Source organism: Cupriavidus sp., assembly GCF_057315035.1.
Map to the genome: position 1 here is coordinate 1 of NZ_DBHKYV010000001.1, position 17,396 is coordinate 17,396.

General features: G+C 63.2%; 14 protein-coding genes and 1 pseudogene. 5 read left to right on the forward strand and 10 right to left on the reverse strand.

Going from position 1 to position 17,396, the window contains the following annotated elements; translation table 11 throughout:
• Nucleotides 1-68 precede the first annotated feature (68 nt).
• The 3 genes from ACO550_RS00005 to ACO550_RS00015 all read right to left on the reverse strand — a co-directional run bounded on the left by ACO550_RS00005 (nucleotide 69) and on the right by ACO550_RS00015 (nucleotide 4,085).
• Nucleotides 69-1,763 (reverse strand): M30 family zinc metallopeptidase, encoded by a 1,695-nt coding sequence (locus ACO550_RS00005; RefSeq protein ID WP_315597880.1) that lies wholly within the window; start codon nucleotides 1,761-1,763, stop codon nucleotides 69-71.
• A gap of 209 nt (nucleotides 1,764-1,972) precedes the next feature.
• Entirely contained in the window at nucleotides 1,973-2,923 is a 951-nt protein-coding gene (gene ppk2, locus ACO550_RS00010; RefSeq protein ID WP_315597879.1) for a polyphosphate kinase 2, read from the reverse strand.
• A gap of 118 nt (nucleotides 2,924-3,041) precedes the next feature.
• Nucleotides 3,042-4,085 (reverse strand): CorA family divalent cation transporter, encoded by a 1,044-nt coding sequence (locus ACO550_RS00015; RefSeq protein ID WP_315597878.1) that lies wholly within the window; start codon nucleotides 4,083-4,085, stop codon nucleotides 3,042-3,044.
• A gap of 237 nt (nucleotides 4,086-4,322) precedes the next feature.
• On the opposite strand from ACO550_RS00015, the gene adh reads away from it, so the two are divergent.
• Complete coding sequence (gene adh, locus ACO550_RS00020; protein WP_315597877.1) at nucleotides 4,323-5,843, forward strand: aldehyde dehydrogenase; 1,521 nt, start codon at nucleotides 4,323-4,325, stop codon at nucleotides 5,841-5,843.
• Nucleotides 5,844-5,876: 33 nt separating this feature from the next.
• Here adh and ACO550_RS00025 read toward each other — a convergent pair whose 3' ends face one another.
• Nucleotides 5,877-7,742, reverse strand: coding sequence for a sigma 54-interacting transcriptional regulator (locus tag ACO550_RS00025; RefSeq protein ID WP_315597891.1), 1,866 nt, complete (start codon nucleotides 7,740-7,742; stop codon nucleotides 5,877-5,879).
• Nucleotides 7,743-7,833: 91 nt separating this feature from the next.
• Nucleotides 7,834-9,375: a sigma-54 interaction domain-containing protein gene (locus tag ACO550_RS00030; protein WP_315597876.1), complete on the reverse strand. Its 1,542-nt coding sequence runs from the start codon at nucleotides 9,373-9,375 to the stop codon at nucleotides 7,834-7,836.
• Nucleotides 9,376-9,645: 270 nt separating this feature from the next.
• Here ACO550_RS00030 and ACO550_RS00035 point away from each other — a divergent pair, with 270 nt between their 5' ends.
• The 3 genes and pseudogenes from ACO550_RS00035 to ACO550_RS00045 form a co-directional block, all read left to right on the forward strand.
• Nucleotides 9,646-11,037, forward strand: a complete 1,392-nt coding sequence (locus ACO550_RS00035; protein WP_315597875.1) for a GntP family permease — start codon at nucleotides 9,646-9,648, stop codon at nucleotides 11,035-11,037.
• Between the two features lie 10 nt (nucleotides 11,038-11,047).
• Complete coding sequence (locus ACO550_RS00040; protein ID WP_315597874.1) at nucleotides 11,048-11,824, forward strand: 3-hydroxybutyrate dehydrogenase; 777 nt, start codon at nucleotides 11,048-11,050, stop codon at nucleotides 11,822-11,824.
• A gap of 147 nt (nucleotides 11,825-11,971) precedes the next feature.
• A pseudogene (locus ACO550_RS00045) lies at nucleotides 11,972-12,091 on the forward strand (helix-turn-helix domain-containing protein); the annotation flags it as partial.
• 286 nt (nucleotides 12,092-12,377) lie between these two features.
• On the opposite strand, the gene ACO550_RS00050 reads toward ACO550_RS00045, so the two are convergent.
• The 5 genes from ACO550_RS00050 to ACO550_RS00070 all read right to left on the reverse strand — a co-directional run bounded on the left by ACO550_RS00050 (nucleotide 12,378) and on the right by ACO550_RS00070 (nucleotide 15,788).
• Nucleotides 12,378-12,791 carry a cupin domain-containing protein gene (locus ACO550_RS00050; RefSeq protein WP_315597873.1) on the reverse strand — a complete coding sequence of 138 codons (414 nt, stop codon included), beginning with the start codon at nucleotides 12,789-12,791 and terminating at the stop codon, nucleotides 12,378-12,380.
• A 4-nt stretch (nucleotides 12,792-12,795) separates the two neighbouring features.
• Nucleotides 12,796-13,275: a carboxymuconolactone decarboxylase family protein gene (locus tag ACO550_RS00055; protein WP_315597872.1), complete on the reverse strand. Its 480-nt coding sequence runs from the start codon at nucleotides 13,273-13,275 to the stop codon at nucleotides 12,796-12,798.
• Nucleotides 13,276-13,431: 156 nt separating this feature from the next.
• A complete protein-coding gene (locus ACO550_RS00060) occupies nucleotides 13,432-13,932 on the reverse strand; it encodes an Ohr family peroxiredoxin (RefSeq protein WP_315597871.1) in 501 nt (166 codons plus the stop codon).
• Between the two features lie 13 nt (nucleotides 13,933-13,945).
• Nucleotides 13,946-14,698 carry an NAD(P)H-binding protein gene (locus ACO550_RS00065; RefSeq protein ID WP_315597870.1) on the reverse strand — a complete coding sequence of 251 codons (753 nt, stop codon included), beginning with the start codon at nucleotides 14,696-14,698 and terminating at the stop codon, nucleotides 13,946-13,948.
• Between the two features lie 118 nt (nucleotides 14,699-14,816).
• Nucleotides 14,817-15,788, reverse strand: a complete 972-nt coding sequence (locus ACO550_RS00070) for a helix-turn-helix domain-containing protein (protein ID WP_315597869.1) — start codon at nucleotides 15,786-15,788, stop codon at nucleotides 14,817-14,819.
• 277 nt (nucleotides 15,789-16,065) lie between these two features.
• Here ACO550_RS00070 and ACO550_RS00075 point away from each other — a divergent pair, with 277 nt between their 5' ends.
• Nucleotides 16,066-17,100: a LysR substrate-binding domain-containing protein gene (locus tag ACO550_RS00075; protein WP_315597868.1), complete on the forward strand. Its 1,035-nt coding sequence runs from the start codon at nucleotides 16,066-16,068 to the stop codon at nucleotides 17,098-17,100.
• Nucleotides 17,101-17,396 lie beyond the last annotated feature (296 nt).

Consider the following 17,396-nt stretch of genomic DNA (forward strand, 5'->3'; position numbering starts at 1 on the left):
GCCCTCACCCCCACCCCTCTCCCACTTCGCGGGAGAGGGGAGCGCATAACCAGCGATATCGCGATGCATCAATACACCACCACCGACAACGTCACCCCTGCCGGCACGCGTACCTTGTCGCTATATGTGCCATTGCTGTCGCTGCGCGGTGCGATGTAACTGCCGTAGCCTTGCAGCATCGACGGCGCGGTGGCAGGTAGCTTGCGCAACGTGGTGAAGGCAGCGGCAGATGGATCGATGGCCGGCAGTGTGAACGTGCCATCGGTCCAGGCCGGATAGCCGTAGTTGCCGGGCGTGCGGCCAGCGGGCATGTTGCTGTTGGTGGTGGCGCGCCAGTTCACCAGTGCCGTGTCGAAGCTCCAGCCGGCGGCACTGATGGCGTCGCTCAGCACCTGCTTCGAATTGGTGGTCCGGCGTGCGAGCAGGTCACGGAAGAAGCCGACGCCCAGTTGGCGGTTCAGGAAGCCGCCGAAGCTGCCCGATACCGCATAGCTTTCGCACGACACCCCGAAGCCCGTGAACACGGTCAGGTTGCAGTTGTAGTCGCTGTAGCGGTAGTAGTCCGGCAGCCGCACGTCGCGGATCGGGTTGTAGCCGGTCACGATGATGCCGCTCAGGAAGTCTTCCATCTGCATCGCCGTCATTTCTTCCAGCCACGTGTCATAGGCGTAGCTCGGACCCATCTTCACGGGGCGACGATAGAAGTTCTGCATGTGCGTACCTTCATGGGCCATCGTGGTCTTGATGGCACGCATGCCGTCGGCCCCGCCCAGCGACAGCGTCTCGCTATCGAGATACAGCGAGATCGATTCGTTACTGTTGGCTTCCTTGCTCTTCAGGAAGTTGTGCAAGCCCCAGAAGTAGCCCACGGTGCCGTAGGCCTTGCCGTCGTTGTTGAAGTTGAGCACGACGATATCGACCGGCATGCCGGCTGGCAGCATCGACGTGCCGTAGTCGTTGGCACCCCAGACCGCCCCGCCCACGCTGACGAGCCGGTCATACAGCATGCCGCTGCCTGCGAATGCGTTGGCCAGTTCCACCACCATGGCGTCGGTCACGTTTGCCGCTTCGGCGTTTTCGACCCACACATTGACCTTGGTGCCATCGCCGGCCGTTACCTGCTTGCGCAGCGTGGCGGTACGCGTGGACTTGTCGCTGTGATACCAGCTCCGTACCGTTCCTTCACCCAAGCCCGATGTACCGATCGATACCGCCATCGGCGCCGGCGCGGCCAGGGTGTTCAGCATTGGATCGGATGCCGAACGCGTGGCGTCGAGCCAGCCGGCCCGGTTGAATTCGCCGATTGCGCGCTGCGTAGCCTCTTCGGTGGACGCGACACTGAGTGCCTGGGGCGAAATCATCTCGGCCGCCACGTTCGACGACATGCCGGCCGGCATCGTCACGGCGGCATCGCCGAGGTTGGATAGCTGCAGCGAAATCGACTTGCCAGCGACGCCCGAGATCGAATACTGCAAGTCGATCGCGCTTGCGCTCGGATTGGACTTGCCCCAGATACCCACGTTGGTCCCGGAATACGTGCTGGCCGTGGCGGCACCGCAGGTATTGCAAGCCTGGTCAAGGCCATTGACCAGCAGCGGATCGGAAGACGAAGTGGTCGTGGCCGCCTGGGCCACGGTGCTGGCACCACCGCCGTCGCCACCACCGCCGCAAGCCGTCAGCGCCAGCACGGTGCTGGCGGCAACGGCGGTCATTCCGGTGGAAAGGTGAAAACGTGCACCAGCACGCGTGATTCTGCGACGCATTTTTGGGACTCCCGAACAGAAAGCGGTCTCCGCCGATGGCGCGCAAGCCGATGCGCACCACCCGGAGTGGTCTCCCAATAACGACGCGGAATGCTGCAGATTGAGCGGCCGTTACATCGCTTTTGGCGATAATTCATGCTAACGGCCGTTTAAATTGGTTGTGATACGCACGTAATATTGCCCGGATCACAACGGTGCGAGGTGAGGCGTCAATAGACTTCCGGCACGATCATGCTTTCCGACACGGGCTGGCGCATGTAGTCGGCATGGCGCTCGCGCTCGGGCAGCACGATCGTCGGCAGCGGCGGCTCGACGTAGGGCATCTGTCCCAGCAGGTGGCGGATACAGTTCAGGCGCGCGCGCTTCTTGTCGACGGCCTGCACTACCCACCACGGTGCCTCGGGGATATGCGTACGTTCGAGCATGATCTCCTTGGCACGCGTGTAGTCTTCCCAACGGCGGCGCGATTCCAGATCCATCGGGCTCAGCTTCCACTGCTTGAGCGGATCGTGGATGCGGCTCAGGAAGCGCAGGTGCTGCTCCTCGTCGGTGATCGAGAACCAGTACTTGATCACCTGGATGCCCGAACGCACGAGCATGCGCTCGAACTCGGGTACCGAGCGAAAGAACTCCTCGTACTGGTCGTCGGTACAGAAGCCCATCACGCGCTCCACGCCGGCACGGTTGTACCAGCTGCGGTCGAACAGCACCATTTCACCGGCAGCGGGCAGGTGCGACACATAGCGCTGGAAATACCATTGCGTGCGTTCCCGATCGTTCGGCGCGGGCAGCGCGGCCACGCGGCACACGCGCGGATTCAGCCGCTGCGTGATTCGCTTGATCACCCCGCCCTTGCCTGCGGCATCGCGCCCTTCGAACAGGATCACCACCTTGTGGCCGGTGGCCACAACCCAGCTCTGCAGCTTGACCAGTTCTCCCTGCAGGCGGAACAGTTCGCGGAAGTACAAATGGCGCTCGGCACGCTCGGCGTCGTCGCCATTGAGGTTGCCATTGTCGCCAGGACCACCGATCTCGCCGGCCAGCACCCTCTGCACCAGCGCCGGATCGCGATCTTCGAGCTCAAGCTCGAGCTCTTCGTCGTAGTAATCGGCCACCTCGCGGTGAATGCGCCGGATCAGCGCCTCGTCGTTGTAATCCATGGCTTTCCTCCGTTGGCGCCCGCCTCCTGGCTGGCCGCCCTGGTCAACCATCGTACGCCTGCCGTATGGCAATTCGATGAATTGTCATAGAGGCAGGCGACAGCACATTCGCAGATTCCTATCCTTCCTGCTTCCTGAAGGCCCAGCGCCCGGCCAGTACCGTGAAGCTGGCCACCAGCACCACCAATACCCAGAATCCGTGCGGGTGATCGGCCAATGGAATACCGCCCACATTCATGCCGAAGAAGCCAGCCACGATATTGATCGGCAACGCCAGCACCGTGACCAGCGTCAGCGTGAACAGCGTGCGGTTGGTCTGTTCATTAAGCTTGGCCGCAATTTCTTCCTGCAGCAACTTGATTCGCTCCACCAGCGCCGCCAGGTCATTGAGCACCAGCGAGAACTCCTCGGTCGACTCGCGCAGTTCCTGCAGATCGGATTCCTGCAGCCACGCCGGGGGCCGGTTCAGCAGCCGGAACAGCGCGCCAGGCTCCGGCGCGAGCAGGCGCTGCAGGCGCACCAGCCCACGCCGCATGGCGCCCAGGTCGGCCCGGTTCGACTGCAGGCGCTGCGACAGCAACTGGTCTTCGATCTGGTCCACGCTGACTCCGGTTTCGCGCACGATCTGTACCAGCACATCGGCCTGGTCGCGCAGCAGGTGCACCACAAGATCGAGCGGCGAACGAAACGCCTCGCCGCGACGCACCGCCGCACGCAGCCGGTCCACCGAGCGCAACGGCCGCGCGCGCGCCGTGACCAGCAGGCGATGATCCGCATGGGCCCAGAGCGTGGAGATATCGGTCGACGTCACGCCGAAGTTGTAGATCACGTCGTTGACCACGGCCAGCAGCGCGTCGTCTTGACGCTCGATACGCGTGGAATGCGAACCCTGGCGCAGTGCCTCGAAGAAATCCTCGGGCAAGCCCAACTGCCCACGCATCCAGCGTTCGCACGCGCTATGCGAGAGATTGAAATGAAGCCAGACAAACGGTCGATCATGCCGGGCGCGGTCGTCGGGCTGCGCCAGCGCGGCATCGCGCAGCCATGCGGCGGCGGCCTTGGAATCGATCTCGCGCGCCAGTTGTCCTGGTTCAAACAGGAAGCCGCCGATCAACCCTACCGGGTCGGATCCATAGCCGGCCTCGACAATGCCCGATTGCATGAACACCCCTTTTTGCCTGTGAGCCTGTATCTCGCGTGACGTTAGCACGCCACGATGACGATCGGCGCGCTGTACCGCCCTGCAACAACTGCTCCATTCTGGAACACCCCGGGTGTGACAGCATCGCCCGCCTTCCCGCATTGGCACGTGCCATGCATGCCGGGCACACCGTTTGCAGTTGTCTCGCCGTGCCCATCGGGCACATTCCAACGACATCCGACGAAAGTGGAGCGAGACATGAACATGGCAGAAATCGCCCAGCTGGGCGTTTCCTATCCGTACAAGGAACAATACGAAAACTACATCGGCGGCGCGTGGGTCCCACCGGCGGACGGCCAGTACTTCGAGGCCGTTACCCCGGTCACCGGCAAGCCTTTCACGCGCGTCCCGCGCTCGAACGACAAGGACATCGAGGCCGCGCTGGATGCCGCCCATCGCGCCCGCGCCGCGTGGGGCCGCACTTCCACCGCCGAACGCGCCAACCTGCTGAACCGCATTGCGGATCGCATCGAGGCCAACCTGACGCTGCTGGCCGTGGCCGAGACCATCGACAATGGCAAGCCGGTACGCGAGACGGCGGCGGCCGACCTGCCGCTGGCAGTCGACCACTTCCGCTATTTCGCGGGCTGCATCCGGGCCCAGGAAGGCAGCATTTCCGAGATCGACCCCGACACCATCGCCTATCACTTCCACGAGCCGCTGGGCGTGGTGGGCCAGATCATCCCGTGGAACTTCCCGCTGCTGATGGCCGTGTGGAAACTCGCCCCGGCACTGGCGGCCGGCAACTGCGTAGTGCTGAAGCCCGCCGAGCAAACGCCGGCCTCGATCCTGGTACTGATGGAGTTGCTGCACGACCTGTTGCCCGCGGGCGTGGTCAATGTGGTCAACGGCTTTGGCGTCGAGGCCGGCAAGCCGCTGGCTTCGAGCCCACGCGTGGCCAAGGTGGCATTCACCGGCGAGACCACCACGGGCCGGCTGATCATGCAGTACGCGTCGCAGAACCTGATTCCGGTGACGCTGGAGCTCGGTGGCAAGTCGCCGAACATCTTCTTCGAGGATGTGATGGCCGCCGACGATGCGTACTTCGACAAGGCGCTGGAAGGCTTTGCGATGTTCGCGCTGAACCAGGGCGAGGTCTGCACGTGTCCGTCGCGCGTGCTGGTGCAGGAGTCGATCTACAAGAAGTTTATCGAGCGCGCACTGACTCGCGTGGCGGCGATCCGCCAGGGGCATCCGCTCGACAAGGCGACGATGATCGGGGCACAGGCGTCGGAAGAACAGTTGCAGAAGATCCTGGCGTATATCGACATCGGCCGACAGGAAGGCGCGAAAGTGCTGACTGGTGGCGAGCGCAATGCCCTGGGCGGCGACCTGGCCGGCGGCTTCTACGTCAAGCCGACGGTCTTCGAAGGCCACAACAAGATGCGCATCTTCCAGGAAGAGATCTTCGGCCCGGTAGTTTCCGTGACCACGTTCAAGGATGAGGACGAGGCACTGGAGATCGCCAACGACACGCTCTATGGGCTAGGGGCTGGCGTATGGACGCGTGACGGCGCGCGCGCGTTCCGCATGGGCCGCGGCATCCAGGCGGGCCGCGTATGGACCAACTGCTACCACGCGTATCCGGCGCACGCGGCGTTCGGCGGCTACAAGCAATCAGGCGTCGGGCGCGAGAACCATCGGATGATGCTTGACCACTATCAGCAGACCAAGAACCTGTTGGTCAGCTACAGCCCGAATGCGCTCGGGCTCTTCTGACGCTGAGGATGTGGCCGGCGGTGGCGCTCAAGCTCAACGTTGCCGCAGCCGCCGGTAGATCGTATTGCGCGATACACCCAGCTCACGCGCCGCGGCGCTGACGTTGCCGCCGTGGCGCGCCAGCGTGCCGTGGATGTGTGCGGTCTCCCATTCGCGCATGGGGCCCGAGGCAGCTCGCGGCTCGGCGCTCGGGTGGGATGGGGTAACAGGGGCGGCGGGCGTGGCGAGCTCATCGGGCAGGTGAGCCACGTCGATGCAATCCTCGCCTTCCGCCATCAACGCCGCGATACGCAAGACGCTGGCCAGTTCCCGCAGATTGCCGGGCCATGTGTGGCCGCGCAACAGCGCCATCGCCGGCGCAGTCACCTGCTGTGGTCCGTCCGCACATTCGTGCGCCAGGATACGCAACACCAGCACGTCGAAGTCGCTGCGTTCGGCCAGCGTCGGCAAGGTCACGGTCAGGCCGTGGATGCGGTAAAACAGGTCCTCGCGGAACGTGCCGTCGGCAACCTGCGAACGCAGGTCGCGGTGCGTGGCACACACGATGCGCAGATCGACTGGCGTGGCTTGCGTGCCACCGAGCGCGGTGACCGTGCGTTCCTGCAGCACACGCACCAGCCGCACCTGCTGGGGCAACGGCATGTCGCCGATCTCATCCAGGAACAGGGTGCCGCCATGGGCCTGTGCAACCTTGCCCGCATGGCCTCGCCGGCGCGCACCGGTGAACGCGCCCTCCTCATAGCCGAACAGTTCGGCTTCGATCAGGCTTTCCGGTATCGCCGCGCAGTTGACGGCCACGAACGGACCATTGGCACGCGGTGAATCGGCATGCACGGCACGCGCCAGCCACTCCTTGCCCGAACCGGTTCGACCGAGGATCAGCAACGGAATATCGCGACCGCGCAGGCGCGCCACGCGCTGGAGTACCGCCGCCATGCGTGCATCACCGGTATCGAGTCGCGCCAGCGCCGACGCCGCAGGCACCGCGGCGTGCGTCGCGCGCAGCGGTGTTCCGGCTGTGGGTCGATGCGACAGGCGCGCGTAGACGCGCACGCCGCTCGGCATCACCAGTTCGCGCAGAAGCGTGTCGGCGGTGCCAGTAGGTGGCATCGGCTTTGCGAACACCTCGGTGAATGTGGCGCCTGCCATCGCATCGGCCGACATGCCAAGCTGGAACCAGCCACTACGGTTGGCCGCGAGAAAACCGCCATCCGACGCAAACGCCGCCATGCCCTCGAACAGCGTGCCGACCAGTTCCGGCCGCGCATGGAAGCGCACCAGCAACGCATCGGGGAACTGGTTCGCAAAGAGCTGGTTCTCGATGGTCTGCGCCGACATGCGCACCAGCGCCATGGTGTGCTGATGAAAGCCGCGCTGGTCGCCGCTGACATCGAGCGCGCCCAGCCATGCCCCATTGGGGCCGGCAATCGGCGTGCAGGAACAGGTCAGTTGATGATTGGCGTGCAGGTAGTGTTCATCGCCATGGATCAGCGCGGACCGGCCCTCCGCCAGCGCGGTGCCGATGGCATTGGTACCCTTGCTGGCTTCGGACCACGATACGCCAGGCGCCAATGCCACATCGCGCGCACGCGCCGCGAACCCTGCGCCATTGTCATCGCCAAGACTATGCAGGATCACCCCGCTGCAATCGCTGAGCAGCACCAGGCTATCGGTGCCCGACACCTGCCGGTACAGGTTTTCCATCACGGGCAGCGCGTGGTGGTACAACGCACGATTGCCGTCGACCAGTTCGCCAAGCTCGCGACGACCAAGCGGATGAAAGTCGGGGGACTGCTGCGCATCGAGGCCGAACGCGCTTGAGCGTTCATGCGCACGTTGCAGCAGGCCCTGGCGCTCCACTGCATCGTCCAGTCCGGCGGCAAGGGCGCCGGGCTGCATGGTCTCCTGGTGAGTCAGGGTGTTACGCATCGGCAAGTCTCCTGGCTGGAGCTCTCGCCGCGCGGGCGGAGCGTCTCTGCCGGCGACCTTATCACAGGCTGGCGCGTGCTGCGGCCAGCTTCTTGTAAAACGCGGCGCGGCTGATGCCGACGCGTGCGGCTGCCTCTGCGACGCGTCCGCCACATGAATCGAGCGCCTGCGTCAGAAAGGCAGCCTCGAAGCGCGCCATGGCCTCGGCATAGGATTGCGGGGTAGCGACCGGCAGGTCGACGGATACGGTCGGCCCGCTTGCCGCCGGTGTCACCGGCTCAGGTTCCTGCTGCGGTGCTGGTTCGCCTGCCACGGCAGTGGTGGTAGTCGCGGTACTGGTGGTAGCCGCCTGCATTGCCGTACGGCGCATGCCCAGCAGCGGGGCCAGCGTGGCGGCATCGACCGAGTCCTCATCGCACAGCATCACCACGCGCTCCAGCACATTGCGCAGTTCGCGCACATTGCCGGGCCAATCGTATTCGCGCAGCAAATGCAGCGCGTCTTCCTGCAGCCCCAGCGGATGACGCTCCGCCTTGATGCTGAGCTCCTCGATGATCGCGTAGACCAGCGGCAGCAAGTCGGTCCGCCGCTCGCGCAGCGGTGGCAACTCTACCGTCAGCACATTGAGGCGATAGTAGAGGTCCGCCCGGAACCGGCCGGCCTCTACCAGTGCAGGCAAGTCGGCCGAAGTGGCCGCGATGATCCGTACATCGCTCCGTACGATACGGTTCGATCCCAATGGCTCGAACTCGTGATCCTGCAATGCACGCAGCAGTTTGCTCTGCAGCGCGAGCGGCATGTCGCCAATCTCGTCAAGAAACAGCGTGCCGCCATTGGCCAGTTCAAACTTGCCGATACGGCCCTTGCGGTCGACGCCGGTGTAGGCGCCCGGTGCGGCGCCGAAGAACTCCACTTCGAGCAGCGTATCGGGAATCGCCGCCACATTGACGGTCACCAGCGGCTGTTCGGCACGCGCGGATCCGGCGTGAATGCCGTGCGCGAGCAATTCCTTGCCGGTGCCCGTTTCGCCGAGCAGCAGCACCGGCGATTCCACCAGCGCCGCGCGGCGTGCCTGGCGCTTGACCTCCTGCGCGGCCGGACTCGTGCCGACAAAACTCGCGAAGGTGTACTTGGCGCGCCGAGCCTGGTCCAGCGAACGTCGTGCGGCAGCCAGTTCGGCCTGCACGCGCGAGTAGTGGGCAAAGATCGGCGTCAGCGCCTTCAGTTCGTCGAACAGTGCAAAGCCCACGCCCCCGATGGTGTGACCGTCGTCGTCCTTGATCGGGAGCCGCGTGACAATCATCGGCTCGCGGTCCGTTTCCAGCAGGTCCAACAGGATCGGCTTGCCGGTGGTCACCACTTCGCGCATCAGGCTGTTTGGGATCACCTGCTCGCAGTCGAGCCCGATTGCGTCCTGCGGGTTGGTAAAGCCGAAGCGCGCGGCATAGCGCTTGTTGATCCACACCACGCGTGCATGCTCGTCCACCACGAACGTGCCTTCGCTGAAGTTTTCAAACGTGCGGAACAGCGATTCCATGCCGCGTCGCGCCACGTAGTCATAGTCGAACAGCAATGCGCCACCTGGCTCGGCGATCTTTTGCATGGCTTGGCGCCTCCATTTGTCTCCAATTCGAGACGTGAAGTGTCTCATATTGAAGACTCCAGCAGGTTAAGGATCGCTTGCGTTGTCTCAATGACGAGACAAAGAACGCTGAGATAGACTAATTGCGACTTATTGGCAACTTTTTGGTGTGGCACAGAGCCTGCTAATGAAGCGGTCCCCTGTCATCTACGGCAGGGAGCATTGCATTCGACGGCACACGATCTACCCGCTGCTGCTCGACCGCATCCAAGAACAATCAATGGAGACCCCATGTCTTTTGTCGTTGTGCTCGCCGCGCTGGCGTTCTTGATGTTTGCCGCCTATCGCGGCTACAGCGTGATCCTGTTTGCACCGCTGGCCGCGCTTGGCGCGGTGCTGCTGACCGACCCGTCGGCCGTGGCGCCGGTGTTCTCGGGCATCTTCATGGAGAAGATGGTCGGCTTCGTGAAGCTCTATTTCCCGGTGTTCATGCTTGGCGCGGTATTCGGCAAGGTCATCGAGCTGTCGGGCTTTTCCGAATCGATCGTGGCCGCGGCCATCCGCTACATCGGCCGCTCGCGTGCCAACGCGGTGATCGTGGCAGTGTGTGCACTGCTGACCTACGGTGGTGTGTCGCTGTTCGTGGTGGTGTTCGCGGTCTATCCGTTCGCGGCCGAACTCTACCGCCAGAGCAATATTCCGAAACGACTGATGCCAGGCGCGATTGCGCTGGGCGCGTTCTCGTTCACGATGGATTCGCTGCCGGGTACGCCTCAGATCCAGAACATCATCCCCACCACGTTTTTCAAGACCACGTCGTGGGCCGCCCCGGCACTGGGCGTGGCCGGTTCGCTGTTCATCATCATCGTAGGCCTGTCATACCTGGAATGGCGCCGCCGCGCTGCAGTGGCGCGCGGCGAAGGCTATGGCACCAACCTGCTCAATGAACCGCAGCGCGTGGAAGGCGGCAAGCTGCCGTCCCCGCTGCTGGCCATCCTGCCGTTGATCGTGGTGGGCGTGTCCAACTTCTGGCTCACGCGCATGATTCCGCTCTGGTATGGCCAGGCCAATAGCGTATCGCTGCCGGGCCTGTCGAAGCCGGTGGAAACCAAGATCGCCAGCGTCACCGCGATCTGGGCCGTGGAAGGCGCGCTGCTGCTGGGCATCGTGGTGGTACTGGTGACCGCGTTCAGCACCGTGCGCGAGCGCTTCGCCGAAGGCACCAAGAGCGCCGTGGCCGGTGCCCTGCTGGCATCGATGAATACCGCCTCGGAATATGGCTTTGGCGGCGTGATCGCCGCACTGCCCGGCTTCCTGGTGGTCAGCGACGCGCTGCACAGCATTCCGAACCCGCTGGTCAACGCCGCGGTGTCGGTCAGCACGCTGGCAGGCATTACCGGTTCGGCATCGGGCGGCATGAGCATCGCGCTGGCGGCAATGTCGGACACCTTCATCCAGGGCGCACAGGCCGCACAGATCCCGCTGGAAGTGCTGCACCGCGTGGTCTCGATGGCTAGTGGCGGCATGGATACCCTGCCGCACAACGGCGCGGTGATCACGCTGCTGGCCGTGACCGGCCTGACGCATCGCGAATCGTATCGCGACATCTTCGCCATTACGGTGATCAAGACGATGGCAGTGTTCTTCGTGATCGCCGTGTTCTACCTGACCGGACTCGTTTAAGGATTTTCCCATGGTCAACCTGCAAGGCAAGACCGCGCTGGTCACCGGCTCGACCAGCGGTATCGGCCTCGGTATCGCGCAAGCGCTGGCACAGGCCGGCGCCAATATCGTGCTGAACGGCTTTGGCGACATCGACGCCGCGCTGGCAACGATCCGCGACGCCGGCGCGCAAGTGCTGCACCACCCCGCCGACATGCGCAAGCCCGACGAGATCGCGGCCATGGTCGCACTGGCGCGCGAACGCTTCGGCGCTGTCGATATCCTCGTCAACAATGCCGGCATCCAGCACGTGGCACCGGTCGAGGACTTTCCGGTCGAGAAGTGGGATGACATCCTCGCGATCAATCTCACCTCCGGCTTCCACACCACGCGGCTGGTACTGCCAGCCATGCGCGCCAGCAACTGGGGCCGCATCGTCAATATCGCGTCGGTGCACGGCCTGGTGGGCTCGGCCGGCAAGTCGGCCTACGTGGCCGCCAAGCACGGGCTGGTAGGCCTGACCAAGGTGACCGCACTGGAAACCGCGGCCACCGGCATCACGTGCAACGCGATCTGCCCCGGCTTTGTACTGACACCACTGGTGGCCGAGCAAATCGATGCCATCGCCAAACGCGACAACATCACCACCGACGCGGCACAGGCCCGCCTGCTCTCGGACAAGCAGCCCTCGGGCCAGTTCGTCACACCCGAGCAACTGGGCAACCTCGTGCTGATGCTGTGCTCACCGCTCGGCGACCAGGTACGCGGCGCGGCATGGGCGATGGATGGCGGTTGGACGGCGCAGTAAGACTGCTACCGCAAAAAGAATCACTGACAGCCCCGGCAAATGCCGGGGCTTTTTTGTTGGGGTTTAAGGAAACCGCGCTTCCGACCCGTAGCACCCAGTGCTATGGTTTTCTACTCTTGCATTCAAAGGAATTTGTGGAGATCTGCAATGGGTAAGACTCGTTTCAAGAGCGATGCCTTCGAAGCCATTCACAGCGCCGCGAGCGGCCTGCATGAGGCTGGTGTCATCGACAAGAAGACGATGAAGGACTTTGACGAAACGTGCATCACGGGTAATCGGGTAATTGCAAGGCATCTTGAATGCTGCCGGTGTTCTCCCCTCTCCCGCACGGCGGGAGAGGGGCGGGGGTGAGGGCCAGCGGTGCAAGCTGAGACAAGTCGCAATTTGAACCTCATGCCCTCACCCCCAACCCCTCTCCCGCGCTGCGGGAGAGGGGAGCCGGTTGTGGTGTATCAAGGAGCGCGGCGACTAGAAGCCAAAGGCATATTAAATGCTGCCGGTGTTCCCCTCTCCCAGCTACGGCAGAGGGGAGCCAATTCTGAGTCGCGCTGTACTACTTCACAGGCGTAAGGATCGGCGCACCCTGCTTCTTGATCAGGAAGACCACGAATTTCGCCGGCTTGGTATTGCTGGCATTACGCCCCACCGTATGGATATCGTTGGGACCTTCGTGAAACGTATCGCCGGGGTTCAGCGTGACTTCCTTGCCGCCTCGCACACCCATCACGATGCTGCCTTCGAGCACGTAGACTATCGCGTGCGCATCATGGCGATGTACCGGATCGAAGCCACCGGGCGGGTACTCGACAACGATCATCTGCATTTCCTTGCCGGGATACTCGGGCAATGGCTCGGTCGTCAGCGGCGTAACCTTGACTTCGGGCGCTGCGGCGGCCGCTGGTGCCGAAGGTGCCGTCAGCACACACGACAGCAGCAGGGGCGCCGCAATGGACAGGATGCGCTTCATGGCATCACTCCAGTCCGGCCTTGTCGAGCCCGAACATCTTGTCGGCCGAGCCGGGCACGGTACGGAAAGCCACGTTCAGGCGATTCCATGCGTTGATGGAGCCGACCAGGAACGTAAGGTCGGAAAGTTCCTTTTCGGAGTACTGCGTGCGTACGCGCTCATAGACATCGTCGGGCACGCCTTCCGCGGAAAGTTGCGTAACCGCTTCTGTCCATGCCAGCGCGGCGCGTTCGCGCGGCTCGAACAACGTCGACTCGCGCCAGATCGCCACATGGTGCAGACGCAGTTCGCGCTCGCCGTGGATCTTGGCCTGCTTGATGTGCATGTCGACGCAGAACGCGCAACCGTTGAGTTGCGAGGCACGAATCTCGACAAGCTCACGAATGTGCGATTCGATCGTCGTCTTCTGGAACAGCGTGCCAAGCTCGACGAGCTTCTTGGACAGTTCCGGGGATTGCTGGAAGTAATTCAGGCGTTGCGTCATTTGTCTCTCCTGTCGGGGGTCGGCGTTGGCCGGGGTGGCATGCATCTGTCGTCAATGCTAGGCGCCAGTGCCACGCACCGGTAGTGCCGTCACGGTGCTCACGCTGTTGCCGTGAGGGCACCAATCATTCGGTGTATGTGTGTATCGGATGCTGCATCAATCCACCACGGTCACGACACTGTGTATGCCCTCTCGCGCCATCTTCGCGTAAGGACACATCCGCTCGGTGTTGCGAACCAGTTCCTCGGCAACGGTCCTTTCCACGCCCGGCATGCGGATGCGGATCTCCGCAATCAGCGCATAGCCGCCATCGACCGGATCACGACCGAACGACACCTCGACCACTACTGTGGCGAGGCTCGCGTCGACCTGCGCACGCTTGGCAATCAGGCTCAAGGCACCATGAAAACATGCGGCAAAGCCAGCGGCGAACAACTGCTCGGGATTGGTACCGCTGCCAGGACCGCCAAGCGCGGCAGGCAGGCGCAGATCGAGGATCAGATTGCCGTCATCCGAGCGCGCAATGCCCGAGGCGCGGCCATGTCCCGCCTCGCCTCCGGACACCGTGACCGTTGTCGTATAGAGCGCGGTGAAGCCTTGACCCCGGTATCTGTCGAGTAACGTAAGTGGCGGAGGTTGCAACCTCTCGTTATCCATGAAGTGTCTCCGACTATTTTTTCTGTGTTGACTGCAGCCACTCCTCGAAACTGATGCGACCCAGGCGTGCCTCGCCTTCCGGGACCAGCGTGCCTTCCTGGAGATCTGCGCCGAAGTAGCGTGCCGTCGGATCGGCCACCACGGTGCGCGTGTCGCCAGTCGCCTTGAGATAGCGCTGCACGAGGTCGCTCATGCGATAGCGCTCCGGCCCCGCGATATCGAACATGCCGTTGACCGGTGCGGCCAACGCGGCATCGGCTACCGCGTGGGCCACGTCATCCGAAGAAATGGGCTGGATCAGTGCAGGCGTCATCTGGATCGTGTCGCCCTGCCCGGCCGACTGGACGATGCCCCCGAGAAACTCGAGGAACTGCGTCGAGCGGACGATCGTGAACGGGATGCCGGCCTTGCGGATCAATGCTTCCTGCGCGATCTTGGCGCGGAAGTAGCCGCTTTGTTCGAGCTTGTCGGTGCCAACCACCGACAACGCAACATGGTGCGCCACGCCGGCCTCTTTCTCGGCAGCTGCCAGATTGCGGCCCGCGGTCTCGAAGAAATCGAGCACGGCCTTGTCTTCGAACGAAGGCGAGTTCGCCACGTCCACCACCACCTGCGCGCCAGCCAGTGCCTGCGCGAGGCCTTCGCCGGTCAACGTGTTGACGCCGGTGCCCGGCGAGGCGGCCACGACTTCATGCCCTTGCGCCGCCAGGCGCGCCACAACCTTCTTGCCGATCAGGCCAGTACCGCCAATGACAACAATCTTCATGATGCTTCTCCATGCTGAGGGTGGAACGAATCCACCTGCATGCTAGGTAACGCCGTGCCCTCCCGCCAGACCTGCGGCGAGAGCACGGTGTTTCCTGTTTTGCACCAATCGGATGCGGCTAGCGATTCACCTTGAGACGGTACTCGCTGGGCGAGAGCCCGAAGTGCCGCTGGAATGTCACGCGCATGCGCTCTTCACTGCCAAAGCCGCAATCGCGTGCGATCAGGTCGATCGGCCGACTTATGTCCTGCAACTGGCGACGTGCAGCCTCGAGCCGGAAATGCTCCACGCCCTTGGCTGGTGTGCGCCCGGTCTTTTCCTTGTAGACGCGTGCAAAGTTACGCGGACTCATGCCGACATGGTCGGCCAGTTGCTCGACTGAGAGCTCTTCTCGCGAGAGGTTCTGGACGATCCACAAATGCAGCGACTCGAAGACCGGCACCTGCCGGCTTTGCGTGATCAGGATCTCGCTGAGCTGGGGCTGTGCGCCGGGCCGCTTCATGTACACCGCGAGTTCCTTGGCGGCGTTGAGCGCCACCTCGTGGCCGTAGTCGGCCTCCACCATGGCCAGCGCCAGGTCGATGCCGGTGGTGACGCCGGCAGATGTCCAGAGGTTTTGCTGCTGCACGAAGATCGCATCGGGGTCGAGATCCACCGTGGGAAACAGCTCGCGAAAACGCTCCAGCATGGCCCAGTGGGTCGTGGCGCGCTTGCCGTCGAGCAGGCCCGCAAATGCAAGCAGGAATGCGCCGCTGCACACCGATGCCACGCGCCGCACCTTGCCCGAGGCGTGGTTCAGCCAGTCAATCAGTGCAGTGGAATTCTTCGCCACCTCCAGGATGGTTGGCGAGCCCGGCACGACGACCGTGTCGACCAGCCGCAGGTCGAACGATTCCAGCGACACCGACTCCATCGTAGTGCCCTCCACCGAGGTCACCTTGCCGCCGGAAAGACTGACCGTATGGCACCGGTAGCCGGCCATGCCACGCGCCCGCGCATAGTTCGCAGCGGCCCAGAACACGGTCTGTGGACCTGCGAGGTCGAGCAGGCTCACATCGGGATATGCCACAAACAATACGTTGCGTGGCATGTCTTCAATGTTTCCTGTGCGGGGAGGGGGCGGATTCGGATTCATGGCTGGCATGACTGTAATCGCTGGAAGCAATTTCGATAAGGATGACTTGCAGCGCTACGGGGTTTCCACTTATGCACCAATCGAATGTGCGAGCCCCGTGACGTGCCGAAGCGGGCTGGCAGTCTGGCAGGAAAACTGGGAACGCTGTCATTTACGGCATATTGAGCGCTTACTAAGATCGCGAGAACGTCAGCCGACTGAGTGGAATGAAGTGTTTGCAGGGAAGGACAAGATGAATTCACCGGATACCTCGGAGCGTGTCTATCGGCTTAGCCTGCCGAATCGCGCAGACGCGCTGTCCACGAGCTTTGCGGCCAGCTACGCGGGCATCATGGCCTTCATGGCCGTGGCCAGTGAAGGCAGCTTTGCCAAGGCCGGCGAACGGCTTGGCATTGGCCGCTCCGCAGTGAGCCGCAATGTACAGAAGCTTGAAACGCAGCTCAGTACGCGACTGTTCCTGCGTACCACACGTACCACGCAACTGACGCACGAAGGCCAGCGCTTCTTTGAGAACTGTCACCAGGGCGTGACGCATATCGTCGAAGCCATGAACGACATGCTCGAGCTCAGGCAGGGTCCGCCGCGTGGCCTCGTGCGCATCAGCTCGACGGTGGGCTTCGGCCGCAAGGTGGTGGCGCCGCTGCTGGACAAATTCGTGCAGGCGTATCCCGATATCGCCATCGACCTGCTGCTCGACGATCGACCCACCGACTTTGCTTCCGAGCAGATCGACGTGGCGTTCCGCAACGGCCGCATCGAGGACTCGAGCATCATCGCCAAGCAGCTGATTCCGATGCAGATGGCGCTCTGTGCCGCGCCGTCCTACGTCGCCCGGCATGGATTGCCACAATCGCTGGGCGAACTGTGCCGGCACGAATGCATCAACTTCCGGTTTTCGAGCGGCCGCATCTTCGAATGGGAGTTCAAGGTCGATGGCATGGTGCGCAAGTACATGCCTACCGCACGCATGACGTTCAACGATGCGGACCTCGTGCTGCACGCGGTACTGGAGGGATGGGGCATTGCGCAGATCGCGGGTTACCAGATCCGCGATCACATTGCCGCCAACGAGCTTGTGGTGGCATTGGGCAGGCACGCGCCCGACGACCGCGGGCACTACATCTGCTACCTGAGCCGCCAGCACCTGCCCACGCGCATTCGCGTGTTTATCGACTTCATGACCGAACATATCCGCGCGCTCGACCTCAATTGCCTGACCGAGTTCAACGCCGAAGACGACACGCCGGTGCACGAGATGGTCGCATGAGCCTGGCGTGCGCTGAGGTGCGCTGCAATGCCGGAAAACGCAAAGTGGTATCATCGCGTCTGTTCGACGCAGTAGTGTCAGACGACACAGACGACTCACAGGGCACATCCTGTCGTTGAATGCGCCGGCCGCCCCACATCATGATTATTAGAGCATCGGCGGCCGTCGGGCATTGACCCGACTTCTTTCGGACCAGGCTACAGCCGGCCCGCAACCCGATCCGACCGGCGGCGTAACTTCGCGTAACGTCCGCTCCGCGCCCGCCGCGCCGCTAGTCCGGCACTTCAGGCGCGCAG

Bases quoted from the DNA above. Each gene is read 5' to 3' on its own strand.
- ACO550_RS00060 (WP_315597871.1), bottom strand. From the start codon at position 13,932: ATGGATAACGAGAGGTTGCAACCTCCGCCACTTACGTTACTCGACAGA.
- ACO550_RS00070 (WP_315597869.1), bottom strand. From the start codon at position 15,788: ATGCCACGCAACGTATTGTTTGTGGCATATCCCGATGTGAGCCTGCTC.
- ACO550_RS00035 (WP_315597875.1), top strand. From the start codon at position 9,646: ATGTCTTTTGTCGTTGTGCTCGCCGCGCTGGCGTTCTTGATGTTTGCC.
- ACO550_RS00055 (WP_315597872.1), bottom strand. From the start codon at position 13,275: ATGACGCAACGCCTGAATTACTTCCAGCAATCCCCGGAACTGTCCAAG.
- ACO550_RS00015 (WP_315597878.1), bottom strand. From the start codon at position 4,085: ATGCAATCGGGCATTGTCGAGGCCGGCTATGGATCCGACCCGGTAGGG.
- ACO550_RS00025 (WP_315597891.1), bottom strand. From the start codon at position 7,742: ATGCAGCCCGGCGCCCTTGCCGCCGGACTGGACGATGCAGTGGAGCGC.
- ppk2 (WP_315597879.1), bottom strand. From the start codon at position 2,923: ATGGATTACAACGACGAGGCGCTGATCCGGCGCATTCACCGCGAGGTG.
- ACO550_RS00040 (WP_315597874.1), top strand. From the start codon at position 11,048: ATGGTCAACCTGCAAGGCAAGACCGCGCTGGTCACCGGCTCGACCAGC.
- ACO550_RS00005 (WP_315597880.1), bottom strand. From the start codon at position 1,763: ATGCGTCGCAGAATCACGCGTGCTGGTGCACGTTTTCACCTTTCCACC.
- ACO550_RS00065 (WP_315597870.1), bottom strand. From the start codon at position 14,698: ATGAAGATTGTTGTCATTGGCGGTACTGGCCTGATCGGCAAGAAGGTT.
- adh (WP_315597877.1), top strand. From the start codon at position 4,323: ATGAACATGGCAGAAATCGCCCAGCTGGGCGTTTCCTATCCGTACAAG.
- ACO550_RS00030 (WP_315597876.1), bottom strand. From the start codon at position 9,375: ATGCAAAAGATCGCCGAGCCAGGTGGCGCATTGCTGTTCGACTATGAC.
- ACO550_RS00075 (WP_315597868.1), top strand. From the start codon at position 16,066: ATGAATTCACCGGATACCTCGGAGCGTGTCTATCGGCTTAGCCTGCCG.
- ACO550_RS00050 (WP_315597873.1), bottom strand. From the start codon at position 12,791: ATGAAGCGCATCCTGTCCATTGCGGCGCCCCTGCTGCTGTCGTGTGTG.